Genomic DNA, 22,243 nt, shown 5'->3' with positions numbered 1-22,243 from the left:
GTGTCTCGCGGAGTGCGCGGATCAGAACTTATATTTGGCGTTCAGATAATAGAAGCCGCCGGCCACACCGAACACGCTGTGGTTGTCGTAGATCAGGCCAGCGCGCGCGCGGGCAGGGCCGCGGCCCGGCGGGAAGATGTTGAAGAGGTTACGCGCGCCGACGCTCAGTTCCACGTCTTGGATACCGGTGTAGGAAATTTCGGCGTCGAACAACGTCACGGCCTTGCGCGGCAGGAAGGTCGCTCCATCCAGACGGCGCCAGGCGCCATAATGGATCGCGCGGCCCATCAGCGCAAAATCGCCGACCTTGGTTGTTGCCGAGAAGTTCCCGCGCCAGCGCGGCGTGCCGCGTTCGAATTCGGTGACGATTGCCGGGCTGAAACCCGGAGGCGGCGCCCCGCGCAGATGCTGTTCATTATAGTTCACTGCCAGGCTGAAGTCGGTCGAGGCATTGTCCGACCAACTGTGGCGATAGGTGCTGACCAGATCGAACCCGCGCACCCGCGTGTCCATTTCATTCTGGAAATAGCGCACCTGTTCGATGTCCGCGCCGTTCGGGAAGTTGATCGCGGCCAGCGCGGCCCGCTCAGCTGCGGTCGTATTGCGCGACGGCGTCAGCAACAGGCGATCGTCGACTTCGATCTGATAGAAATCGAGCGTGGTCAGGAAACCGTCGAGACCCGTGAACACCACACCCGCCGACATGTTGAACGAGGTTTCGGGCGTCAACGCGGCCGAACCGAACACCTGCGCCGCGGGCGAGCCCGGTACCAGCACGGCGTCGAGGATGAAACCGCCGATGCCGTCGAGCTGCGAGGTCAGGCTGGTGCCGAACACCTGCCCCGCCGCCGGGGCACGGAAACCGGTGCTGACCGAACCGCGCAAGGCAAAAGCATCGCTCAGCTCGAACCGGGTTGCGGCCTTATAGCTGAAGTTCGTGCCGAACTGGTCGTAATCTTCGTAACGTCCGGCAACCGACAGGTTCCACCAGGGAGTAATGTCGGCATCGACCTCGGCAAACACCGCATAGCTGTTCGAATCGAAGCTGCCGGCAAATTCCGGCGAAAAGCCCTGAAAGCCGTTCGATCCGGCGGGAAGATCCTGCAGCGGTCCGGTCAGGTAACTGGCGAGGTCACCCTCGCCGATTACGTAGGTTTCCTTGCGATGACTGGCGCCCGCAAACAACAGGATCTGGTCGTTCAGTTCATAGGAGATTTCTCCGTCAAACTGGATCTCGCGCTGGGTCAGCGACCCCGGCTTGAACGACGTCGGCGAATTTACCCCCATCGACGCATTGATCGTACCGCTGATGGTGTAATCAACGGTGTTGGTGCCATAGCGCGCCGACAGATCCCAGGTCAGCGGGCCGTCCTGATCGCGCAGGCCGACGAGGGCGCTGAAATCTTCGAGATGGCCGCCAAATTCCGGCGTGAAGCCACCCGGATAGACGCTGGCCAGGTTGAACTGCTGTGGGTGCGCCGGGCTAAGGTCAAAGGCCGAATTGGCATACGTGCCATGACCGCTCAGCCCGCCCGCAGCAAACGGCTGACGCAGACCGAAAGTCACCGAGCTTTTGCCGGTCATGTAATTGCCGAAGGTATAAAGCTCCAGCGCGTCGCTGAGCTCAATGCCCGCATTCCAGACCGACTTAAACGCCATGTAGCGCGGATCAAGATTGCCTTCGGGATGTTCCGGAACCCCCGGAACACCCGCCGCGCGCAGCGCGACGGCGCCCGCATGGCTGGCTTTGCGCGCATAAGCCTTGGCCTGGTCGGTATATTGGGCCGCCAGGTTGAAATAGGCGTTATCGCCAACCGGCACCGCGATATGACCCTGGATGTCATAGGTGCGGCCGCCCGACTGATAATATTCGCCGACCTGCGCCATGATCGAGCCGCCGCTGCGCGCCTTTTTCAGCTCCATGTTGATCACGCCCGCGATCGCGTCCGAACCATATTGGGCCGATGCACCGTCGCGCAGCACTTCAACGCTCGACAGCGCAATCGGAGGAATGACGTTAAAATCCTGGCCCTGCGAGCCAGAGGTCGAGGCGTGGCCGGTACCGATCTGGACGATCGAGGCGCGGTGACGGCGCTTGCCGTTCATCAGCAGCAGGACGTGGTCGGCGGGCGAGCCGCGCAGCGTGACCGGGCGCACGAACGACGAACCGTCATTGCCCTGCAGGCGCTGCGCATTGAACGCGGGCACCAGCGTGCGCAGCGCGTCGTTCACGTCCGAATAGCCGGTCGCGGTGATGCTTTCCGGCGAAATGACGTCAATGGCGACCGAGCTGTCGGTGATCGAGCGGTCCTTGCGGCGCGTCCCGATGACAACGATGTCGCTGCCGCCCTCATCGGTGTCGGCGCCGTCGGCTTCGGGCGGCGGCGTCTGCGCCTGGGCAACCGGCGTGATCGCGAATGCGAGCGCCGACGACAACAGCAGACGTGAAACGAACTTCGACATTATTTCCCTCCTTGGTAACCCATTATTGACCCTGAAAACCGCAAATTTCCGAGCCTCGTCTTATTCTTGATAATTTTCCTATCATAAATTTTATTGCCTAGCCAGCAAAATATTCCTATGTGGTGGCTCAAGGGCTGCGGCTGATCGCACTGGCCCGATCGCCGGAGAACCTTTACGTGATCGACATCGCCAACCCGTCCACCCGCGATCGGTCGCCGCGCCGCCTAGGTGCCTTGGGGGTTTCGGCGCTTGCCCTGATGCTATCCAGCCCCGCCGCGGCGCAGCCAGCGGCGCCTGTGCAAGACCTTGTTATTCATGCCGGCGCGGTGATCGCGGTTCCCGGTGAGCGCGCGCTCGGCCCGACGACGATCGTCGTTCGCAAGGACAAAATTGCTCAGCTTCTGCCGGGCCATGTCGATGTTGGCGATGCGCCGGTGATCGACCTCAAAGACCTGACCCTGTTGCCCGGCCTGATCGACACCCACGTCCATTTCAGCTTTTCGCCCGCGACGCGCAACTGGTCGGCGGCGATCGATACGCCCGAAGACGTCGCGCTGTTTTCCTTTTCCAATGCGAAAAAGACGTTGGAGGCGGGTTTCACGACGGTTCGCGATGTCGGGTCGGACGGCTACGCCATCCACGCGCTGCGCGATGCGATCAACGACGGGACGATCACCGGCCCGCGCATCTTTCTGTCGGGCACCTCGCTCTCGATCGTCGGCGGCCATGGCGACATGTCGGGGCTCAACCGCAAGACCACCGAGGCGCTGTTTCCCTATGACTATACCGGCGCATGCACCGGCGCGGTCGAATGCGCGCTGCGCGTGCGCGAGGCCGCGAAATATGGTGCCGACCTGATCAAGATCACCGCGACCGGCGGCATCATGTCGCAGCAGGCGCGCGGCCTGGGCCAGCATTTGAGCGACGAGGAACTGAACGCAATCGTCACCACCGCGCACAGCCTGGGCCTCAAGGTCGCCGCCCACGCGCACGGCGGACAGGGCGTCACCGCATCGGTCCGCGCCGGGGTCGATTCAATCGAGCATGGCACCTATCTCGACGCCGACACCGCAAAGATGATGGCGGCGCGCGGCACCTGGCTGGTGCCGACGCTCGGCCTGCTCGATTCGCACGGCACCTCCGACACCGCGCGCCTTACCCCCGCGGTGCAGGCGAAGATGGCCGAAGCGCGCAAGGTATCGGGCGACAATATCCGCCTTGCGGTGCGCTACAAGGTGAATATCGCCTTTGGCACAGACGCCGGGGTGTCGCCGCATGGCGAAAACGCGCGGCAGTTTCGCAAGATGGTCGAACAGGGGCCGATGACCGCGATGGCGGCGCTGCGATCGGCCACCGTCGATGCCGCGGCACTGCTCGGCCAGTCGGACCATCTCGGCACGATCGCGCCCGGCAAATATGCCGACATGATCGCAGTCGCGGGCGATCCGTATCGCGACGTCACCGTGCTGGAGAAAGTCGCCGTCGTCATCAAGGACGGTCGGATCATCGCCCGACCCGCCGACTGACCCACAATAAACGCAACAAACAACCGAAGAACTGGCAGAAAAGACATATGAACGCTCCCGAAAATATTGCGAAAATCCCGTCGACCGCGCTCTCCGCCTCCCCACTAGCGACACAGGTCGCAGCGACCTTTGATCAGCTGGGACTCTCTTTCGACGATCGCCTCGGGTCCGATCTTACGGTCTTTTCACCGATCGACGGATCGCAGCTCGCCGCGCTGCGCATGGATACCCCCGGCGACGTCGATGCCATGGTTGCGAACGCCCGCACCGCCTTTGCCGCCTGGAAGCTCGTTCCGGCCCCGCATCGCGGCGAACTGGTCCGCCGCTATGGCGCACAGGTGCGCGAGCATAAGGAGGCGCTGTCGCTGCTGCTGTCGATCGAGAATGGCAAGATCCTGACCGAAGCGCGCGGCGAAGTGCAGGAAGTCATCGACATCTGCGAATATGCCGTTGGCCTGTCGCGCCAGCTGTTCGGGCTGACCATCGCGTCCGAACGGCCCGAACATCGCCTGACCGAATATTGGCACCCGATGGGCGTGCTCGGCCTGATCTCGGCGTTCAATTTCCCCGCTGCGGTGTGGGCGTGGGGGACGACGGTGGCACTGGTCTGCGGCGACAGCGCGATCTGGAAACCGTCGGAGAAAACCCCGCTCACCGCGCTCGCCTTTGCAGGGCTGCTGGCGAAAGCCGCGGACGATTATGATCTGGCGCCCAATCATTTGGTGCAAGTCGCGATCGGCGACGCGCGCTGCGGCACCGCGATCGCCGATCACCCCGACGTCGCGATCGTCAGCGCGACGGGCAGCGTGCGGATGGGACAGGATGTCGCGGTGCGCGTCGCCGGGCGGTTCGGCCGATCGGTCCTCGAACTCGGCGGCAACAACGCCGCGATCATCGCGCCCAGCGCCGACCTTGACCTCGCGCTGCGCGGCGCGGTGTTCGCAGCGACGGGCACCTGCGGCCAGCGTTGCACCTCGCTGCGCCGCCTGATCGTTCACCACAGCATCCGCGACGCCTTTGTCCAGCGCCTGACCGCAACTTTCGCCACCCTGCGGATCGGATCGCCGCTTGACGATGCCACACATGTCGGGCCGCTGATCGACCAGATCGCCTTTGACGGCATGCAGCGCGCACTGGAACAGGCGCGGCGCGAGGGCGGCACCGTACACGGCGGCGAGCGCCTCGATCTCACGGGCGCCGCCGACGGCTATTATGTCCGCCCGGCAATCGTCGAAATGCCGCAGCAAAGCGCGATCGTGTGCGAAGAAACTTTTGCGCCGATCCTCTATGTGATGGGCTATGGCACCCTCGACGAAGCGATCGCGCTGCAGAACGGCGTGTCGCAAGGCCTGTCGTCGAGCATCTTCACCAACGACGTCCGCGAGGCCGAACGTTTCCAGTCGGCGCAGGGCAGCGACTGCGGCATCGTCAACGTCAACATCGGCACCAGCGGCGCCGAAATCGGCGGCGCCTTCGGCGGTGAAAAGGTCACCGGCGGCGGGCGTGTGTCGGGGTCCGACAGCTGGAAAAATTACATGCGCCGCGCCACCGCGACGGTGAATTACTCGGCGTCGCTGCCGCTGGCACAGGGCGTGAAGTTCGACCTCGACATTGATCCGTGAAATTACGCACAAGAAACAAGATCCTAGGAGAGTGAATATGATCCCCCGCACCCTGAAACTATTGGCGTCGGCAAGCCTGCTGATGCTCGCGACCCCGTCGCTCGCAGCCGCGCAGGAAGGCAGCTTCCAGGGCACCTCGCTGCTCGGCCAGCCGATGGTGACCAACCCCGACCGCAACGTCGGCGTCGCCGCGGTCGCCACGCTCGAACGCGCCGCGAAAGACGCCAAGGCGGCGTTCGAAAGCAACATGACCGTCGACACTGCGACCTGGTACGGGCGCATCCTGTTCTATCAGGGCTATGTCAGGGAATCGGCCGCGGTCTATGAAACCGCGCTCAAACGCTTTCCCAATTCGGGCAAGCTGATGCGCCACCTCGCGCACCGCCATTTCTCGCTGCGCCAGTTCGACAAGTCGGTCGAGGTCGGCCTGAAGGCCGCGAAGATTTACGAAGGTCAGCCGCTCGAACGCGAAAAGCCCGGCCCCGACTATTTCCCCGGCACCCCCGACGTCGTGCAATATTATCTCTATTACCACCTCGGCCAGGCCTATTTCGCCAAGCATGATTTCGATAACGCCGCCAAATGGTTCGCCAAATCGAGCGAATCGGCCGCGTTCAACCATGATGTCGAAGCGCGCACCGCGAACAGCTATTGGGAATATCTGTCGCTCGCGCGCGGCGGCAATCTGCGCGCGGCGCAGAAGGTGCTCGACGATTACGACCTCACCCTGTTCGAGGTGCAACCCGACGGCAGCCCGGACACCTATTTCGACGGCCTCCAGCTGTTCAAGGGCCATCGGTCACCCAAATCTTTCTTCAGCGCCGAAGACACCGGCCGCGCTTTCGCCACCGCCGACGGCGTCGCCGCATCGACCGCCTACAGCCTCGCCAATTATTACATCCTGATGGGCGAGGCCGAAAAGGCGAAACCTTGGCTCCAGCGGTCGATCAACGTCGACAGCTGGAGTTATTTTGCCCGGGTCCAGGCTGAGGCCGACTGGTTGCTGCTGTTCCCCGGCCAGCAACCCTGACGCGCTTAGCCCCCAAGAGCGGCCGTTCGCGCGCGTAGTCCCTGGCGCGCGGGAGCGGCCGCGAAGGTGGCGATCGTCGAGGCCTGGAGGTGGTGCACCATAACCAGCGAAGATGAGCACTACCGTTTTGCGATAGCCTTCTAAAATGGCGCAACGCTAACCCAGCGCGGAACCGTTCAGGTTCGTGGCATTTTTCAGATCCGCTATGACTGACAGCATTGTTTCAGCCATTATGACGTGCTCCCCTGAAATGTGACCGATTTTGAGTAGAGTCCGACACGAAGTGACCTGCACCCCGATGCTGGACCACTTGGCTGGCGGCCTGCCAGCGTGCGTGCATCAGGGCGGGCCATGTGCCGCTGATGCCAACATGAGCGATATCGGCGGTTTGTTGCCGATCGCGCTGTGGGGTCGTACTTCGTTGTAGTCTCTACGCCAAGCCTCGCATTTTCGGACCGCGTCATCCAGGCTCATGAACCAATGCTGGTTCAGGCATTCCGCTCGGAACTTGCCGTTGAAGGACTCGATAAACGCATTGTCCGTTGGCTTGCCAGGCCGCGAGAAGTCGAGCGTCACTCCTTTCATGTAGGCCCACAGATCCAGCTCGCGGGATATAAACTCGCTGCCCTGATCAACCCGGATCGAGGCTGGATAGCCGACCTCGGCACAGACCCGTTCCAGCACTTCCACCACATCCGGAGCGCGGAAGCGGAACCGCGGAACCACCGCCGGCGAGTAGCGGCTGAACGTGTCCACGACCGTCAGAACACGCAGCTTCGGACCGGTCGCCAACTGGTCATGGACGAAGTCCATGGCCCATACATCATTGACGCGGGAGGCCGCACAGCGGCCTTCCCTCAGCTTTGCCTTTACCCGTCGCTTCGGCGCCTTCTTGCGCAGTTGCAGACCCATCTCCCTGTAAAGCCGGTAAACCCGCTTGCCGTTGATCGCCCAGCCTTCGCGTTGCAGTAGGACATGGATACGGCGATAGCCGTACCGTACCCGCGTCTCCGCGATCTCCTTGATCCGTTGCTTGAGGTCGGCCTGATCGGTACCTTTGCCAACATAATGGTAGCTGGATCGTTCCGCCCGGAGCACGCTGCAGGCCCTGCGGATGCTGACCTGCCATGTACTGCGGACATTATCGACCAGCTCGCGTCGCCGATCAGGCCTCAGAGCTTTCGCGAGACGACATCCTGCAACATCGCCTTGTCCAGACTGAGATCCGCCACCAGACGTTTGAGCTTGGCGTTCTCGTCCTCGAGCTGCCGCAGACGCTTCATCTCCGACGGCATCAACCCGGCGTATTTCTTGCGCCAGTTGTAGTACGTCGCCTCGCTGATCCCGGCCTTGCGACACACCTCGCCGACCGACGTCCCATCGTCCGCCTGCTTGAGCACGAAAGCAATCTGCGCCTCCGAAAACTTCGATCTCTTCATCAAACCCTCCGTATTCTGGCCCTCCGATCATAACTGGAATTTTCCAGCTCGAAACGGTCCAGAATTCCGGGTGCAGGTCATTTGAGATATACAGGCGGAAGTAAGTGCGAAATTTTGGGGGAATGAAGAATGCGATTTGGGCGGCTAGTTTTTGTCGTAGCTTTGACGCATGTGTCGGCGCCGGCGTTGGCAGACGAATTCATGGCTGTGACGCCTACCGGCGCGGCGGAGATGCTATTTCCTAATCACGCCACTGAGGTTGTAGGGAAGCTCTCAAACAAATGCATCGACGCCCGTTGGACGGTCATATCGTCAAACCCGACTGATCTTGTCTGCGAGGCTCCCATGAACATGGGGCAGTCGGTGTTGGGGCAGATGCTCATGGGCAACAGCTACTCCACTCCTCCGCGTCGGTTCTTCCGTTTCAATGTCGCAGAGATCAACGGTGTGTCCCGAGTGCAGGCATCGGGATGGATGGAATTGCAGATGGCCTTCGGACAGATGAAGCGCACCGATTTCTCCGGACCGGAATTTCAGAACAGCATCTTTTCATTCATGAGCGCCGCCGGTGGAACATTCCCTGTCGGCACACGATTCCCGAACCACGTCATGATGGGATTCAAATCGGAAGATTACCCGATCGGAAAAAATGCGGCGCTGAGAGTTACCGAGGTTGATCCGGGAAGCCCTGCGGAAGCGGCCGGCATAAAGCCAAACGATATCGTGTTCTCAGTGGCCGGGAAGAAGTTCAAGCAATACGACGATTATCTGGACGCCACCGCCAAGGCAGCACAGACACCCACTTACGTTGTCGAACTGATGCGCGATGGTAAGCCCGTGAAAGTGACTGTCGCACGGGCGTTCCGTCCTGACTGGACCGACGTTGCAAAGCCAGCGCCAGATACGAGCCCGGCGGAGGTTAAAGTGGTGACTGCACCGTCGGTAGCCGACGAGTTGGGTAAGCTCGCGAAGCTCCGCGATGACGGCGTCCTGACAGATTCCGAATTTGACGCGCAGAAAAAGAAGCTGCTCGGTTTGTAGGCCAGTCATCGACAGGGACGAAGACCATCTCACGACATGCATGCGCGCGCAGGGTCTCCGAGCAAGCCTGAATGAACGTATCTCGGTGTTCACCAAATCGGCAGCAGGCCAAAGCGCAGCCATTCAGTCAAGGATCGACTGTCATCGGCCCGTGCGCTTTGGCTTCCGGCCTGCTAGGTCAGCGCCCTGCGTATAGCGCTCAGCATGATCTCCTTGTCGAATGGCTTTTCGATAAAATCGGTGACCCCCGCCTTCTTGGCCTTGATCGCGAGTGCAGCATCGGCATGACCGCTGATCATGATTACCGCGATAGCGGCACCGCGAGTTTTCAGCGTTTCAGCCAGCTCGATTCCGCTCGTGCCGGGCATCCGGACGTCGGTCACGACGCAAGCGCCTTCAAGCGGCGGCGAGTCTTTCAGAAATGCATCGGCCGACGCGAAACCTCTCGCGCCAACCCCGGCACAACAGAGAAGAAACTCGAGCGACCTCCGCGCACCGTCATCGTCGTCGATCACATAGACGATCTGGTCACTCGCCATTATCTGACTCCTCTTGGCCCATCCTCGGCAAATTGAAACTTGCTCGTCCGCCGTCCGCAGGGGCAAATCGGCCCAGATTTTACCGCCACGGGCTTCGATTATAGTTTTACCGTCTCGGTCACGCTCCTAGACCATGTTTGGCGCGGCTAAGGCGGAGCTGTTCGTTCAGCGTGTAGCATTTCCTCAATATCGAACTCACCAACCGTCAGGCTGCACGGGATTATCCTGCTGCATCGGTCACCGCATTCGCATAACCCTCGATAACGAAGATCCAGATCAATAGTGAAGCGATCCAGCCAGCGTTAAAAACAAGCAGGACAAGCCAGACGCGCGCGCGGGACGCGCGCCGCTTGCCGGGGCCTCGAACAATATCGTTCGAGGTATCATCCGAGAAAAGGCTGGCCAGGTCTCGCAGGTGCAGCACCAGCCAAATCCCAGCTATCAGGCTAAAAGTTGCTAGAATTCCAATGAGGAACGGGAAAAACCAGAGAGGCATGCTTTTTCCTTTCGGCGGTTGAGCTCAGACAACCGAGCTGAAGTTGCGGGACGAATTCTGACGATAAGTCTCAAAATGATGGCAATGGTGCGCACATATGACAGCCCATTCGGCGTTAGCGAAAGAATGTCGTTGCTTAAGAATGATAGACCACGCTCCAGAAATGACTGAACCTTTTGGTGAAGAATGACGACGCGTTCATTGCTCTCGAGCAATTTGTTTGCGGCTGCACGACGCGTGACAAGCTTTTGCCCAACAGGGCTCCGGTTGATGGGGTTTGTCGACTGGGATCGGTATCTCAATAGTGCGGTTCCCCAGATCGGAACATATGACCACATGCAGGGTGGGAACGGGGGCCGGTAACGGACCAACCATGACGGGTAACAACGTCAAGACTGCCAAGCCGGAAAGGTTCATTCTTTTGGCTCCTCGTCGTCAATCAGGATGCGGTTGGCGGCTCCGTCGAGATCTTCGAATTGGCCGTTACGCATGGCCCAAAAGAACATTGCCAGACCGGCACCGCCAAAAGCGAGCGCGACCGGGATCAGGTAAGCCAAGACATTCACGTTGGCTGGTGTTTCGTGTCTCGTGCCAGTCGAAGAGAATTGCCTACGACCACAAGTGAACTAAGAGACATTGCGATCGCCGCGATCAGCGGCGTTAACAATCCAGCGATAGCCAGAGGCACAGCCACCACATTGTAGGCAATAGCAAAACCAAAGTTCTGGCGGACGATGCGCATCGTCCGGCGTGCGACTTCGACCGCGAGTGCGACTGGCATTAGCCCCCGGCCGAGGAAGACGGCATCAGCCGCCTGTTGACTGACATCGCTCGCACTGCTGGGCGCAATAGACGCGTGCGCCGCGGCCAAGGCCGGTCCGTCGTTGATCCCATCGCCGACCATCAACGGGCGATGACCTTCTTTCCCTAACGCGTAGAGCAGCGTCAATTTGGCTTCCGGTCGCATCTCCGCCGCACTGGTAATACCAAGTTCGCGCGCCAATGCGTTTACGGACATTTGCCGATCACCGGAAACGATGCGGCTGTCGATACCGCAAGTCTTGAGCGCGTGGAGGGTCTCGACCACATCTGGTCGCATTGGATCTAAAAATTGTATATCAACCCTGTCTTTGCCGATCCGAAGAGTGGAGGATAACCCGCCGCCTAAAATTTCGGTTCGTTCCAGTGCGACACGGGTGTCTCCCCAACTCCCGCAAATTCCTGTCCCGCCTGTTTCGGAAAGCGAGCAGACGACCGCCGGCGTTACACCTTCGGCCTCGAGGGCGCGGGCGAGACCTCGGCTTAACGGATGCCGGCTAGACTGGGCCAGCGCGAGAGCAATCGATTTACGTTCGCGCGAGAGATGCCGAATCTCTGGGACCGGCTCACCGATCGTCAGCGTTCCCGTTTTATCGAAAAGCGCGATATCCACTTCGGCGAGTCGTTCAAGCGCGCTACCGTCCTTTACGAGCAGCCCACGTCGCGCAAGGACTCCCGATGCCACCACATGTGCGGCTGGAACTGCCAGCCCCATGGCGCAGGGACACGTGATTATAAGCACGGCGATCGCAATAACCAGTGACTGGTGCAATCCGACGCCGGCGATCATCCATCCGCCAAATGCCAGCAGCGCCAGGGTGTGGACTGCAGGTGCATATAGCCGCGAAGCGCGGTCTGCGATCCGAACATAGTAGCTGCGAGACTGTCCAGCCTCGTCCATCAATCGTGCGATTTCAGCTATGACGGTATCGGACGAAGCTGCGGTAACGCGCACACGAATAGGATCGCCCATATTGATTGCGCCAGCGTGCACCGCGTCGCCAAACCCTACGGCTTGCGGGATGCTTTCGCCCGTCAGCATCGCGTTGTCGATCGAGCTCCTGCCCTCTTCGATAACGCCGTCGGCGGCAAGTGCTTCGCCGGCTGCGACGAGCATAAGCATGCCTGGTCTTAAGTCTTCGGCGGCTACCGATTTTGTAGATCCGTCCTGTGCAACCACGCGTGCGGATTTGCCCATACGCGACAGCAGTGAACCGATCCCGGCCCGGGTTTTGTTTCGCATTGTGGAGTCAAGCGCGCGGCCAACCAGCAAGAAAAACAACAGCATGACTGCGCTGTCGAAATAGGCATGTTCACCGCCGGTTGCAGTCTCGTAGACGCTAAGTCCCGTTGCAAGCAGGACGCCGATGGAGATTGGCACGTCCATATTGGTTCGGCGATGTCGCAGCGCCATAACGGCGCTGCTGAAGAACGGGCGGCCAGCATAGGCGACAACCGGAAGCCCGATGAGCGCCGATAGCCAATGGAACAATTCGCGAGTGACCCCTCCTGCCCCCGACCAGACGCTGACAGACAGCAACATGATATTCATCATGCCAAAGCCTGCGACGGCGACCGCACGCAGTAGGGTGCGGCTTTCAATGTCGTCTTGGCCGAGCGGATTGGTCGCGGCGGGCTGGGCCTCGAAGCCAAGTCTTCCGAGTGCGGCAACCAATGTCTCCGCGTCCAGAGACCGATCGTGTCTGACAGCGACCCGCTTCGCCGAGAAATTTACCCGCGCCGCATCTACGCCATCGACTTCTTGCAATCCTCGCTCGATCTTGGCGATGCAGCCGGCACAGCGAATTCCGGGAACCGTAAAACGACTATCGGTCAAGCCGACGTGATCGATTTCGTCGGGAAGCGAAAGCGTGGTCACGGCATTTGCTCTTCGCTCGCCCAGGTGCGGCCATCGGGGGCCGAAAGTGTCAGCCTGACGATCCAGCGACCGGCAGCGAGAGGTTTCAGCGAAACGAAATTATCAGGTGTGGATTCGATGAAGCTCAGCGGAGTGGTGTCTGGTTTGCCGAGCGGCCGACGGGCGATCGCTTTAATGGTAACGCCATCGGGTATGCCGGTAGTTTTGACTAAGAGATGGTTGTTTTCACTCATCAACATTTGAGCGTTCCATCCAAGCGCCTTCTGGCGCTTCGCTGCCTCTAGCCAGCCGTTGAACTCCTGGCTCGCGACATAGGAGTTTTCAACCACCACCCCGCCAAATCCTCGCACCGCGAGCGTGGCCATAAAAAGATTTACCGAGATGATGATCCCGAAGCCGGATACAATGATCACGGCCATGTGTTTACCAGTGAACTCGTTTTTCATTCGCCAACTTTCGGCGTGTCGAAGCGCGCTTTGGTTTCAACGCTTTCCTTCTGTTCGTCCCGCGATGTCAGCCGGAAGCTGAAGTCATCCGTGTCTGTCCCAGGTGGAGCTATGACATAAGCGCGGACTGCGAGAACCTGATCTGCTGGCACCGTTTTAATCTGCTTGCGCGCGGCCCCATCACGCCCCGTGGTGTCGATCCACATAACCGCATCGGGAAGACCTTGAAGTGCAATCTCCATATCGCGCGGTCGGCTCTCCATGTTCCGTAGTTTGAGCGTGTAGGAATTACGCACCGATCCATCGCTCATCAGAATGTAGGGCGGATTGCGGTCGGGTGTGACCGACAAGCCCACATGACTGCGCACGCCCAGGGCAAAAAGCATTGCAAAACCGATGCTTCCCCAAATGAGAAAGTAGGCGACGGTTCGGGGTCGCAGCAAAGCTTTCCAGGGCGGCCGCGTGGCTTCCCCGTTCGCTTCTTTCTTACAATCATCAAGGGTTGCGTAGTCGATCAGACCGCGCGGCCTTCCGATTTCTGCCATGACCTTGTCGCACGCGTCAATGCAGAGCGCACACGTGATGCAGCCCACTTGCGGTCCTTCGCGAATATCAATGCCGGTTGGACAGACGGCGACGCACTGCAGACAGTCAATGCAATCGCCGAACTTTTCTGGCTCACTCTTCGCCTTCTTGACGCTGCCGCGTGGTTCGCCTCGCCAGTCCTTATAAGTTACGAGAAGCGACTTTTCGTCCATCATGGCGGTCTGGATCCGCGGCCAGGGACACATGTAGATGCAGACCTGTTCCCGCATGAAGCCGCCAAGCGTGAATGTAGTGAGTGTCAGGATCGCGACCGTGATGTATGCCGCAGATGCCGCCTCACCGGCCCAAAAGTCGCGCACAAGTGTGGGCGCGTCGGCAAAATACATGATCCACGCGCCGCCGGTCCAGAACGCAATTATGAGATAAATCGTATATTTGAACGCGCGCTTCCCGAGCTTCTTCGGTCCGAGGGGGGCGGCGTCCAACTTGATACGGGCGTTTCGATCGCCATCGACGAAGCGATCCACATGCTGGAACAAATCCGTCCAGACGGTCTGCGGGCACGCATATCCGCACCATGCTCGACCCACAGCACTCGTGACCAGAAAAAGACCGAGGGCGGCCATGATAAGTAAGCCTGCGACGTAGTAAAATTCGTGCGGCCAGATTTCTATGCCGAACATGTAGAACCGTCGATTTGCCAGATCGATCAGCACTGCTTGATCGGGAGCGTAGGGTCCGCGATCCCACCGGATCCATGGGGTGCCGTAATAGATCGCCAGCGTCACAAACATGACGAACCATTTAAATCGGCGGAAGGGACCATCGACCCGCTTGTTGTGAACCTTTGTGCGTTTTTCGAACAGCTTGGCCGGAAGGTGCTGGCGCGGCGGTTCGTGTGGTTCGTGGCGACGCGTGGCCGCCTCCGGTTCGGCTACCGCGCTGGATACGGGCTCGTTGGTTTTGGCAAGACCGCCCTCAACCACGACTGTCGGTTCGCTGTCCTCGCCTTCGCGACGAGGAGGTGCGCTCGACGCGCGGCTGGGGTCACGGTTCGGCATCGACCTTAACTGCGGGATCCGCAGCTACCTCGACAAATTCTTCGCCGCCCCCAAGCGACCAAACATAGGCAGAAAGCATCTTGATAGTGACCGGATCTAGACGGTCGCTCCAATGTGGCATCCGCCCCATCTTAGGCTTCAGGATTTGGTTGCGGAGCTGCTCATGCGAACTGCCGTAGAGCCATATTGCGTCATTCAGACGCGGAGCACCTAGGTCGCGATTTCCTTCGCCGACCGTTCCATGACAGACCGAGCAATTATCTTGGAAAGTCTGCGCACCCAGCGCGTTGCGAGACCCTCGTCCACTCAGCGAAAGCACGTGATTTACCACGGCTTCCAGTTGAACAGGCTCGAATACGCCGTCGAACGGTGGCATGATACTGGCGCGGGTTTTTTCCACACCGGGCGCCCGTATACCATTGGTCAAAGTATATTCGATTGCCTTGATATCGCCGCCCCACAGCCAATCGTCGTCGTTGAGATTAGGGTAGCCAAGTGTCTGGCTACCCGCTGCGCCCGAACCATGGCACTGCGAGCAATGAACCTGAAAGGCAGACCGTCCGCCAGCGACCGCTTGAGTGAACATTTTGCTATTTTCGGGCAGCCGTTCGATTGGAATGCGCGACAGTTCCTCGCGCATCGTTACACGCCCTTGATCAACGACGCTCATTTCTTTGGCAAGTTCGCCCCGGCTGCTCCAGCCAAGCACGCCTTCGGTGGCCTTATCAACAAGCGGCCAGGCGGGATAAAGGATGACGTAAACGATGCCCCACACAATGGTAAGGTAAAGTGTCCAGAGCCACCACCGCGGCATCGGGGTGTCGAGTTCCTCGATGCCATCCCATTCATGTCCGACGGTCTCGGTGCCGGTCGGCCCGTCAATGCGCTTATTGACCATCGTTGCGTCCGTCAAACTCGTCTTCTGCGAATATGGAGTGTGCCGCTTCCCGACTGGGTTGTTTCGCACCAGGCCTGAACACCCACAAGCAAAGGCCGAAGAACAGAACCATCAGCGCGACCAAGCCATAGCTGTCCGCAAAATGCCGCAAATGATCGTAGAGGCTCATCGACCTTTTTCCTCTGCGAGTTTCTCCTGAGCTGCCGCGCTGTCGAGATCGACAAGCGTTCCGAGCATCTGCAAATAAGCGACAAGCGCATCCATCTCAGTCAGGCTGCTCGGATCGCCGTCGAAATCGCGGACCTGCGCTTTGGGGTAGCGTTGCTGCAAATCTTTTACATCGCCGCCGCTCTCGGGATCTGCTTGCAAGGCCATATCCAGATTCGCCTGTCGAAGGTCTCGATCCGAATAGGGAACGCCGACACGGCGCAGAGCGACGAGCATATCGCCGGCGACATCGGCGTTAAGAGGTGTATTCGCCAAGAAAGAATATGACGGCATAACGCTTTCCGGCACCACGCTCTGTGGGTCTTTGAGGTGCTGAACGTGCCATTCGTCTGAATAGCGGCCCCCGACACGTGCCAGATCGGGTCCAGTGCGCTTCGATCCCCATTGAAACGGGTGGTCATACATGCTTTCCGCGGCAAGACTGTAGTGGCCATAGCGCTCGACCTCGTCGCGGAACGGGCGGATCATCTGGCTGTGGCAAGAATAGCAGCCTTCGCGCACGTAGATGTTCCGGCCCGCCTGCTCGAGCGGCGTGTAAGGACGCATGCCCTCGACCTTCTCGATCGTGTTGTCCATCCAGAATAGTGGCGCAATCTCGACGATGCCGCCGATGGCTACCGCGATAAAGGATCCGATCGCAAGCAGGTTGACGTTCTTTTCCAGCTTCTTGTGCTTGGAGGCAAGACTCATGACGAGCTATCCTATTCGGCTGGTTCGGGGGTTATTGGGCGCGCAATCGGCCGATCCTTGTCCGGATCATAATGTGGCATGGCACCCATTGGCACTTCTTCGCGCAGCCGGCCGACGATTGTCATCCAGATGTTGTATCCCATGATGACGGCTCCGCCGAGATACATCACGCCGCCGACGGCGCGTATGATATAGAGTTCGTGGAGCGCTGCGACAGTTTCGGCGAAGCTATTCACGAGATAGCCATCGGGGCCGTATTCGCGCCACATCAGCCCTTGGGTAATGCCAGCCACCCACATGCTGGAGGCGTAAAAAACAATCCCCAGCGTTGCGAGCCAGAAGTGCCAGTTTATCATTCGCAAGGAATACATCCGCTCGCGTTTCCACAAGCGCGGGACGAGGAAATAGACCGCTGCAAAACTGATAAGACCGTTCCATCCAAGCGCGCCGGAATGCACGTGGCCAACAGTCCAGTCGGTATAGTGCGAGAGGGAGTTGACCGCCTTGATGCTCAGCATGGGACCCTCGAAGGTCGCCATGCCGTAAAAAGCCATCGCCATCACCATCATGCGAATTATGGGATCGGTGCGAACCTTGTCCCAAGCGCCGTTAAGCGTCATCAGACCGTTGATCATGCCGCCCCAGCTGGGCATCCACAAAATGACTGAGAACACCATGCCGAGCGTCTGCGCCCAATCGGGAAGCGCCGTGTAATGCAGATGGTGAGGCCCTGCCCAGATGTAGAGAAAGATCAGCGACCAGAAGTGGATAATCGACAGTCGGTAGCTGTAAACCGGCCGCTCGGCCTGCTTCGGCACGAAGTAATACATCATCGCCAGGAAGGGCACGGTCAAGAAAAACGCGACGGCATTATGTCCATACCACCACTGGGTCAGGGCATCCTGCACCCCGGCAAAGGCGGAGAAAGACAACGAGCCATTCCACGCAACCGGAACCGCCAGATTATTCACGATATGCAACATGGCGATGGTTATGATGAAGGAAAGATAGAACCAGTTCGCCACGTAGATGTGGGGCTCTGTTCTGCGCACCAGAGTTCCTACGAAGACGATCAGGTAAGCCACCCAGACGATCGTCAGCCACAGGTCCACATACCATTCAGGCTCTGCATATTCGCGGCTTTGCGTCACACCGAATAGGTAACCCGAGGCAGCGAGAACGATGAAAAGCTGATAACCCCAGAAGACGAAGCGAGCCAGCGACGGAAATGCCAGTTGCGCGCGGCAAGTGCGCTGCACGACGTAGAAGCTGCTCGCGATGAGGATGTTGCCACCGAAAGCGAAGACCACTGCCGACGTGTGAAGCGGTCTTACCCGGCCGAAGTTGAAATATGGTTCGATGTTGAGCTGCGGAAAAGCCAACTGCGAGGCGATGAACACGCCAGCGAGCAGACCGACGATGGCCCAAAACATGGTAGCCAGCACGCCCCATCTGATCGGATCGTCATCATACCGCGATGGTCCGTCAGGCATTTGGAAGAACCCGCGCGCTTTTCCCATCGGATCGAAGCGGGCCACCGAAATCCACATGAGGACGAATGAAACGATAGCGATGATGGTTGCATGGGCTGCGAAACCGCTGTCGCGCGCTGTGGCAGCAAAGACTAACGAGATTAAGAGGACGCCGAACCAAAGGCCCGCCCGCCCCAAGGCTGCTTCCACTTGCATCTCTAACTCCGAATAGATTTACGATGTCATAGGCAGCTAGCCTGGCTTATGCATTGACCTAGGTCAAATTGCCGAAAATTATCAGGTAGTGCAGGACGCTTGGACGGCGCGTTCGCTAAGCCGGGCCATATCGAGTATCGTGATTTTCGATCTGCCATACGTTTTGATGATCCCGTGATTTCGCAAGGCGGTCAGCTGACGACTCACCGTCTCGATGGTCAATCCCAAACAATCGCCGATCTCGCGACGTGACATGGGCAAGTCCAGCGCAATGATTTTCGGGCCTACCACCCCGATCCTGTCGACCATTGAGACAAGAAAGCTTGCCAGTTTTTCTTGTGCTGTTTTGCGGCCTAGAAGAACAGAGGCATCACGAGCTTGGTCCAGTGCTAGAAAGGTCCGTTCGACGATTGCGCTGCTCGTCGCCTCGGTGACTTTTGTGATAAGATCGCCTGCCGGAAACGCCAGTAGACGACACTCCGTGAGAGCTTGGAGTGTGTATGGCGTGTGCGATGTAACCGAGAGTATGAGCAATTCGCCTTCAAAACAGAATGCGACGATTTGCTCACGGTCCGCCCCTACGTGACCCACCAATTTGGCGGCGCCCTCTGAAACAAATATTGCAGTTCTCTGCTCCTGCTCGCGCAGCTCCGCTGCCTCTCCGCGCGCCAAGTGAAGCGGACGCCCACAGGACTGCAGGAAACTGATCGATGATTCGGGTAGATCGGGCGATCGCAGCACATCCATGAAGTGCTGAAATGGGTCGGCATGCGGATGGTTCAGCGATTTCGGCTTCATGGGCCGATCCGATCACATTCGTAGCAGGACACGTCATTGATTCAGGTCAAACTACTGCATTTTGGGACCAGCCTCCGCTGCGCGGTTGCCAGCCGGTTATGCAGCGAGTTTTTCCAGCACCCCCCTCTTGCAAATAGTGACTTTCCTGCGACCGCGAATTTCGATGATCCCGTCTTCGCGCATTTTCGTTAACTGGCGGCTGACCGTTTCGATAGTCAGGCCCAGGATATCGGCGATCTGTTGACGCGACATCGGCAACTCGAAGCGATCGATGTCAGCATCCGCGGAATTTCCGCACCCTGCAGCAACGGAGCGGGCGCCGATTTCCAATAGCAGAGCGGCCAGCCTTTCTTCGGCGTTCATGCGGCCGAGAAGCAGCATCCAGCGCCGTGTTCGGTCCAGTTCGCTTAACGTGCGCTCGAGCAACTTATGTTCGAGCCTGGAGTGATCGAGCGCAAAGCGTTCGAAGTCGGTGCGCCGGAACACACAGACGACCGTTTCGCAAAGGGCCTCTGCATTGTAAGGGGACGTGTTGCCAAAGGGCCGGCCGAGGAAGTCCGAGGGATAAGCTAGTCCGAGGATTTGCTCGCGGCCGTCGCTGGTTTGGGTCGAAAGTTTGAGAACACCGGACACCACGTTTGCAACGTAAACCGCGTCGTCGCCCTCCCACATCAGCGATTCGCCTGCCTCCAATCGCCGCCGTCGACCGATCTTGTTGAGCAGGGCGATCTCGTAGGTTTCGAGATCAGCGCAGATTGCTCTGTTGCGCACGGTGCAAGCTTGGCAAAAATTCAATTCGTCTTCAGGGGCGGGCGCTTCCATCATCCACACCTAGGCTTCGTCGCCTAGCTTGCCAAGCTACCCTGCTGGTCCTCCGGCGCCAGCATCCGCGAAACGGCGCAGGGGCGAACAGAGCGCAATTCTCTCGAGATCGAGAACGGGTCACAGCGACATCCAGCGCGAGGATTTTACCAGGAAGCAGCGAATCACGGAGTCATAACGCGTGAGTGCGCCTTTGGTCAGTATCGCGAACTAAGCCGGCGACCCGCGACGCGAGATCACGATCTTTCTTCCGATCCCTTTTTATTAGATTCCGAAAACAGGATTGGAATATATTCCAGCAAGAACAACCCAAAAGCTGCAAACCACGCGAACGCAGCCAGTATCAGCGTTATTCTCTGTTCCTCGATCCCGAGCGCAGCCGACACCCTCATAACTGCCGCAATGTTGATCAGCACGAAGGCGATTGTTGTCAGTTTACTCGCCGCAAGTTCTCGTCCTGTGTGGCCCAAACTGGCCCTGCTCATCACCGCGAGGATCATGGTCGCCATCGCTCCTGCCGTAAGAGCATGAATGGCCGCGGTTTCCGAAACCAACGTCAACTGCGCCAACGCAAGGAGGAACAAGCCCGCTGGAAGCCAGAGGTAGCCTACGTGCAAGATGCTCAATAGGGCATTCGACCGGCATCTCCATCCCTGCCATCTCACAAGTCGAACAAAGTGTGCGATGGCTGTGGCAATCAGGCCCACACCAGTTGGCACTGACGATGGCCAGAACAACCACAACATCAGGGCAAGTGCGGTGAAAACAAGCACAACCTTGTCGAACCGATCTGGCTGAGTGGGCATTGGTTCCCCGGCGTGTTGGGCCATCAGCCAGTTCCGGGTAAAACTGGGCACGATCCGCCCGCCGATAACCGATATGAGAAAAACGACCAGCGCCAATCCGCTTTGCCAGCCAATTTTTGTCATTTCCAGAAGTCCTGCCATTGCGACCCGGTCGACCAGATCGGCAATACCGAAAAGACCGATCACCGCCACGATGGGAAAATTGCGATTTCGACTCTTTATAATTTCCCGTGCAAGCAACAGAGCCAAAAGCACGTAGAACCCGGGCTCTATGATAAGGAGCAAAAGATTTTCGGGGGAAACCAAGAATGGGAGCAATCTGCCTGCCACCCATATTCCGAAAAGCATTGCCAGAGGCCCGCCCGCAATGGGGAGTCGACCAGTCCAATTAGGAACTGCAGTTAGCGCAAAACCGGCAATTGCCGCCCCCACAAATCCGAACAGCATCTCATGGCGATGCCATGCAAGTGGATCTTCAAAAAGTTGCGAGTGAGCGAGATCGAAGAGGATCATTATCCAGACGGCCAGGGATATTACTGCCCACGCAGCTGCGCCGACAAAGAATGGTCGAAATCCGCCGCGCAGTAAGGCAGGACTCTGCGCCATGCGTTTCCTGCGAAGCTGCAATCGATCGGTGTTATTGAGCACGAGCGGTCCTTCACAAGGGGGTATCTTCCAACCTAAGCCGCGTTCCGTTTCGTTCATTGACATACCGCAATTACGAAGATGATCCCGATCGACATTTGATAAATTTCGGTCTGTGCGCGTGAAGCTGCCAGACATGGCGACGAGTTTAATTTATCGTCATTGCTGGCGATGGGTCGTCTTGGTGAGGTGCCAGATAAGAAAATGAACGAACTTTGAGGTTTCATGTGGATTGCGTTCGTAAACAAATCCTAGAAGAGATCGTGTGCCGTGACAGCAAGGAAACTCGGATCAGGATCCTTCGCTATCAGATGGTAAGCGTGGAAAACGCCCCGCAAGGCGTGCGCGAACGCCCCGGTGCTCAAGGTTGGGAGACGATTTTCGGCGAGCAAGTCAAATTGATTGATAAGAATATCTACCAGCTCGTTTCATCTGGCGAACTGCTGGAGCGATCATCTTGAACTCGTCGATGATCGCGAGCGTTCCGCGTGATACGTGAGTTCCTCATATCGACTAAGCGGCACGAATTCACATTCGAGAGATGTCAATGTGGATCGGCGTGCAAAAAGGACCCCTTTAGCGGGGTGATCGGCGTCTAAAAGGGACCCCTCATTTCGATGGTTTAAGCAGCCGGCTGGATAATCAGGCGGCGAGATCGGGATGTTGGTTTTGGAGACGGTGGTTCGGATTCGGCGCGAGTATGCCGGTGGCAAGGCGATCAAGGCGATCGCGCGGGATTTGCGTGTGTCGCGGAAGGTGAT

At 58.7% G+C, this 22,243-nt stretch carries 20 protein-coding genes; 5 read left to right on the top strand and 15 right to left on the bottom strand.

All coding sequences use genetic code 11. The features are described from left to right. Window positions 1-21: 21 nt before the first annotated feature. A complete protein-coding gene (locus tag CDQ92_RS15300) occupies window positions 22-2,463 on the bottom strand; it encodes a TonB-dependent receptor plug domain-containing protein (RefSeq protein WP_088442181.1) in 2,442 nt (813 codons plus the stop codon). A 122-nt stretch (window positions 2,464-2,585) separates the two neighbouring features. On the opposite strand from CDQ92_RS15300, the gene CDQ92_RS15295 reads away from it, so the two are divergent. From CDQ92_RS15295 to CDQ92_RS15285, 3 genes are read left to right on the top strand one after another with little or no spacing between them, the layout of a single operon-like run. After that, the gene (locus tag CDQ92_RS15295) at window positions 2,586-3,989 is read left to right on the top strand and encodes a metal-dependent hydrolase family protein (RefSeq protein ID WP_229667014.1); all 1,404 of its coding nucleotides are present in this window, start codon (window positions 2,586-2,588) and stop codon (window positions 3,987-3,989) included. Between the two features lie 47 nt (window positions 3,990-4,036). Then, a complete protein-coding gene (amaB, locus tag CDQ92_RS15290; protein ID WP_088442180.1) occupies window positions 4,037-5,611 on the top strand; it encodes an L-piperidine-6-carboxylate dehydrogenase in 1,575 nt (524 codons plus the stop codon). A 37-nt stretch (window positions 5,612-5,648) separates the two neighbouring features. Beyond that, window positions 5,649-6,641, top strand: a complete 993-nt coding sequence (locus CDQ92_RS15285) for a tetratricopeptide repeat protein (RefSeq protein WP_088442179.1) — start codon at window positions 5,649-5,651, stop codon at window positions 6,639-6,641. Between the two features lie 339 nt (window positions 6,642-6,980). On the opposite strand, the gene CDQ92_RS15280 is transcribed toward CDQ92_RS15285, so the two are convergent. Beyond that, window positions 6,981-8,080 (bottom strand): IS3 family transposase gene (locus tag CDQ92_RS15280; protein WP_373289577.1). Its coding sequence is split into 2 segments (ribosomal slippage): window positions 6,981-7,819 and window positions 7,819-8,080, totalling 1,101 coding nucleotides; the frame shifts between segments, so codons are not numbered across the junction. Window positions 8,081-8,266: 186 nt separating this feature from the next. On the opposite strand from CDQ92_RS15280, the gene CDQ92_RS15275 reads away from it, so the two are divergent. Then, window positions 8,267-9,121 (top strand): PDZ domain-containing protein, encoded by an 855-nt coding sequence (locus CDQ92_RS15275; protein WP_229667013.1) that lies wholly within the window; start codon window positions 8,267-8,269, stop codon window positions 9,119-9,121. Between the two features lie 173 nt (window positions 9,122-9,294). Here CDQ92_RS15275 and CDQ92_RS15270 read toward each other — a convergent pair whose 3' ends face one another. From CDQ92_RS15270 to CDQ92_RS15210, 13 genes are all read right to left on the bottom strand, one after another. Next, window positions 9,295-9,660 carry a response regulator gene (locus CDQ92_RS15270; protein ID WP_088442177.1) on the bottom strand — a complete coding sequence of 122 codons (366 nt, stop codon included), beginning with the start codon at window positions 9,658-9,660 and terminating at the stop codon, window positions 9,295-9,297. Between the two features lie 220 nt (window positions 9,661-9,880). Continuing rightward, on the bottom strand, window positions 9,881-10,156 hold the full coding sequence (locus CDQ92_RS15265) for a hypothetical protein (protein WP_229667012.1): 276 nt from the start codon (window positions 10,154-10,156) through the stop codon (window positions 9,881-9,883). 413 nt (window positions 10,157-10,569) lie between these two features. Then, entirely contained in the window at window positions 10,570-10,722 is a 153-nt protein-coding gene (gene ccoS, locus CDQ92_RS15260) for a cbb3-type cytochrome oxidase assembly protein CcoS (RefSeq protein WP_088442176.1), read from the bottom strand. Then, window positions 10,719-12,854 (bottom strand): heavy metal translocating P-type ATPase, encoded by a 2,136-nt coding sequence (locus CDQ92_RS15255; RefSeq protein WP_088442175.1) that lies wholly within the window; start codon window positions 12,852-12,854, stop codon window positions 10,719-10,721. Before CDQ92_RS15255 ends, ccoS begins: the two co-directional genes overlap by 4 nt. Next, a complete protein-coding gene (locus CDQ92_RS15250) occupies window positions 12,851-13,300 on the bottom strand; it encodes a FixH family protein (protein WP_088442174.1) in 450 nt (149 codons plus the stop codon). Before CDQ92_RS15250 ends, CDQ92_RS15255 begins: the two co-directional genes overlap by 4 nt. Next, entirely contained in the window at window positions 13,297-14,907 is a 1,611-nt protein-coding gene (gene ccoG / locus CDQ92_RS15245; RefSeq protein ID WP_088442173.1) for a cytochrome c oxidase accessory protein CcoG, read from the bottom strand. Before ccoG ends, CDQ92_RS15250 begins: the two co-directional genes overlap by 4 nt. Next, complete coding sequence (ccoP, locus tag CDQ92_RS15240) at window positions 14,894-15,805, bottom strand: cytochrome-c oxidase, cbb3-type subunit III (RefSeq protein WP_088442172.1); 912 nt, start codon at window positions 15,803-15,805, stop codon at window positions 14,894-14,896. Before ccoP ends, ccoG begins: the two co-directional genes overlap by 14 nt. Further along, window positions 15,795-15,974, bottom strand: a complete 180-nt coding sequence (locus tag CDQ92_RS15235; protein ID WP_088442171.1) for a cbb3-type cytochrome oxidase subunit 3 — start codon at window positions 15,972-15,974, stop codon at window positions 15,795-15,797. Before CDQ92_RS15235 ends, ccoP begins: the two co-directional genes overlap by 11 nt. Further along, entirely contained in the window at window positions 15,971-16,723 is a 753-nt protein-coding gene (gene ccoO / locus CDQ92_RS15230) for a cytochrome-c oxidase, cbb3-type subunit II (protein WP_088442170.1), read from the bottom strand. The genes CDQ92_RS15235 and ccoO overlap by 4 nt, the downstream gene beginning before the upstream one ends. Window positions 16,724-16,734: 11 nt before the next feature. Next, window positions 16,735-18,411 (bottom strand): cytochrome-c oxidase, cbb3-type subunit I, encoded by a 1,677-nt coding sequence (gene ccoN, locus CDQ92_RS15225; RefSeq protein ID WP_373289576.1) that lies wholly within the window; start codon window positions 18,409-18,411, stop codon window positions 16,735-16,737. Window positions 18,412-18,492: 81 nt separating this feature from the next. After that, window positions 18,493-19,209: a Crp/Fnr family transcriptional regulator gene (locus CDQ92_RS15220; protein ID WP_088442169.1), complete on the bottom strand. Its 717-nt coding sequence runs from the start codon at window positions 19,207-19,209 to the stop codon at window positions 18,493-18,495. A gap of 96 nt (window positions 19,210-19,305) precedes the next feature. After that, window positions 19,306-20,034: a Crp/Fnr family transcriptional regulator gene (locus tag CDQ92_RS15215; RefSeq protein ID WP_229667011.1), complete on the bottom strand. Its 729-nt coding sequence runs from the start codon at window positions 20,032-20,034 to the stop codon at window positions 19,306-19,308. Window positions 20,035-20,267: 233 nt separating this feature from the next. After that, complete coding sequence (locus CDQ92_RS15210) at window positions 20,268-21,542, bottom strand: NnrS family protein (protein ID WP_158213870.1); 1,275 nt, start codon at window positions 21,540-21,542, stop codon at window positions 20,268-20,270. A gap of 260 nt (window positions 21,543-21,802) precedes the next feature. On the opposite strand from CDQ92_RS15210, the gene CDQ92_RS21200 reads away from it, so the two are divergent. Further along, window positions 21,803-21,943, top strand: a complete 141-nt coding sequence (locus CDQ92_RS21200) for a hypothetical protein (RefSeq protein ID WP_158213869.1) — start codon at window positions 21,803-21,805, stop codon at window positions 21,941-21,943. The last annotated feature ends 300 nt before the right edge of the window (window positions 21,944-22,243 follow it).

Origin of the sequence: Sphingopyxis bauzanensis (assembly GCF_002205675.1) — a bacterium.
Lineage (GTDB): Bacteria > Pseudomonadota > Alphaproteobacteria > Sphingomonadales > Sphingomonadaceae > Sphingopyxis > Sphingopyxis bauzanensis.
This window is presented reverse-complemented; position numbering and strand designations above follow the sequence as displayed.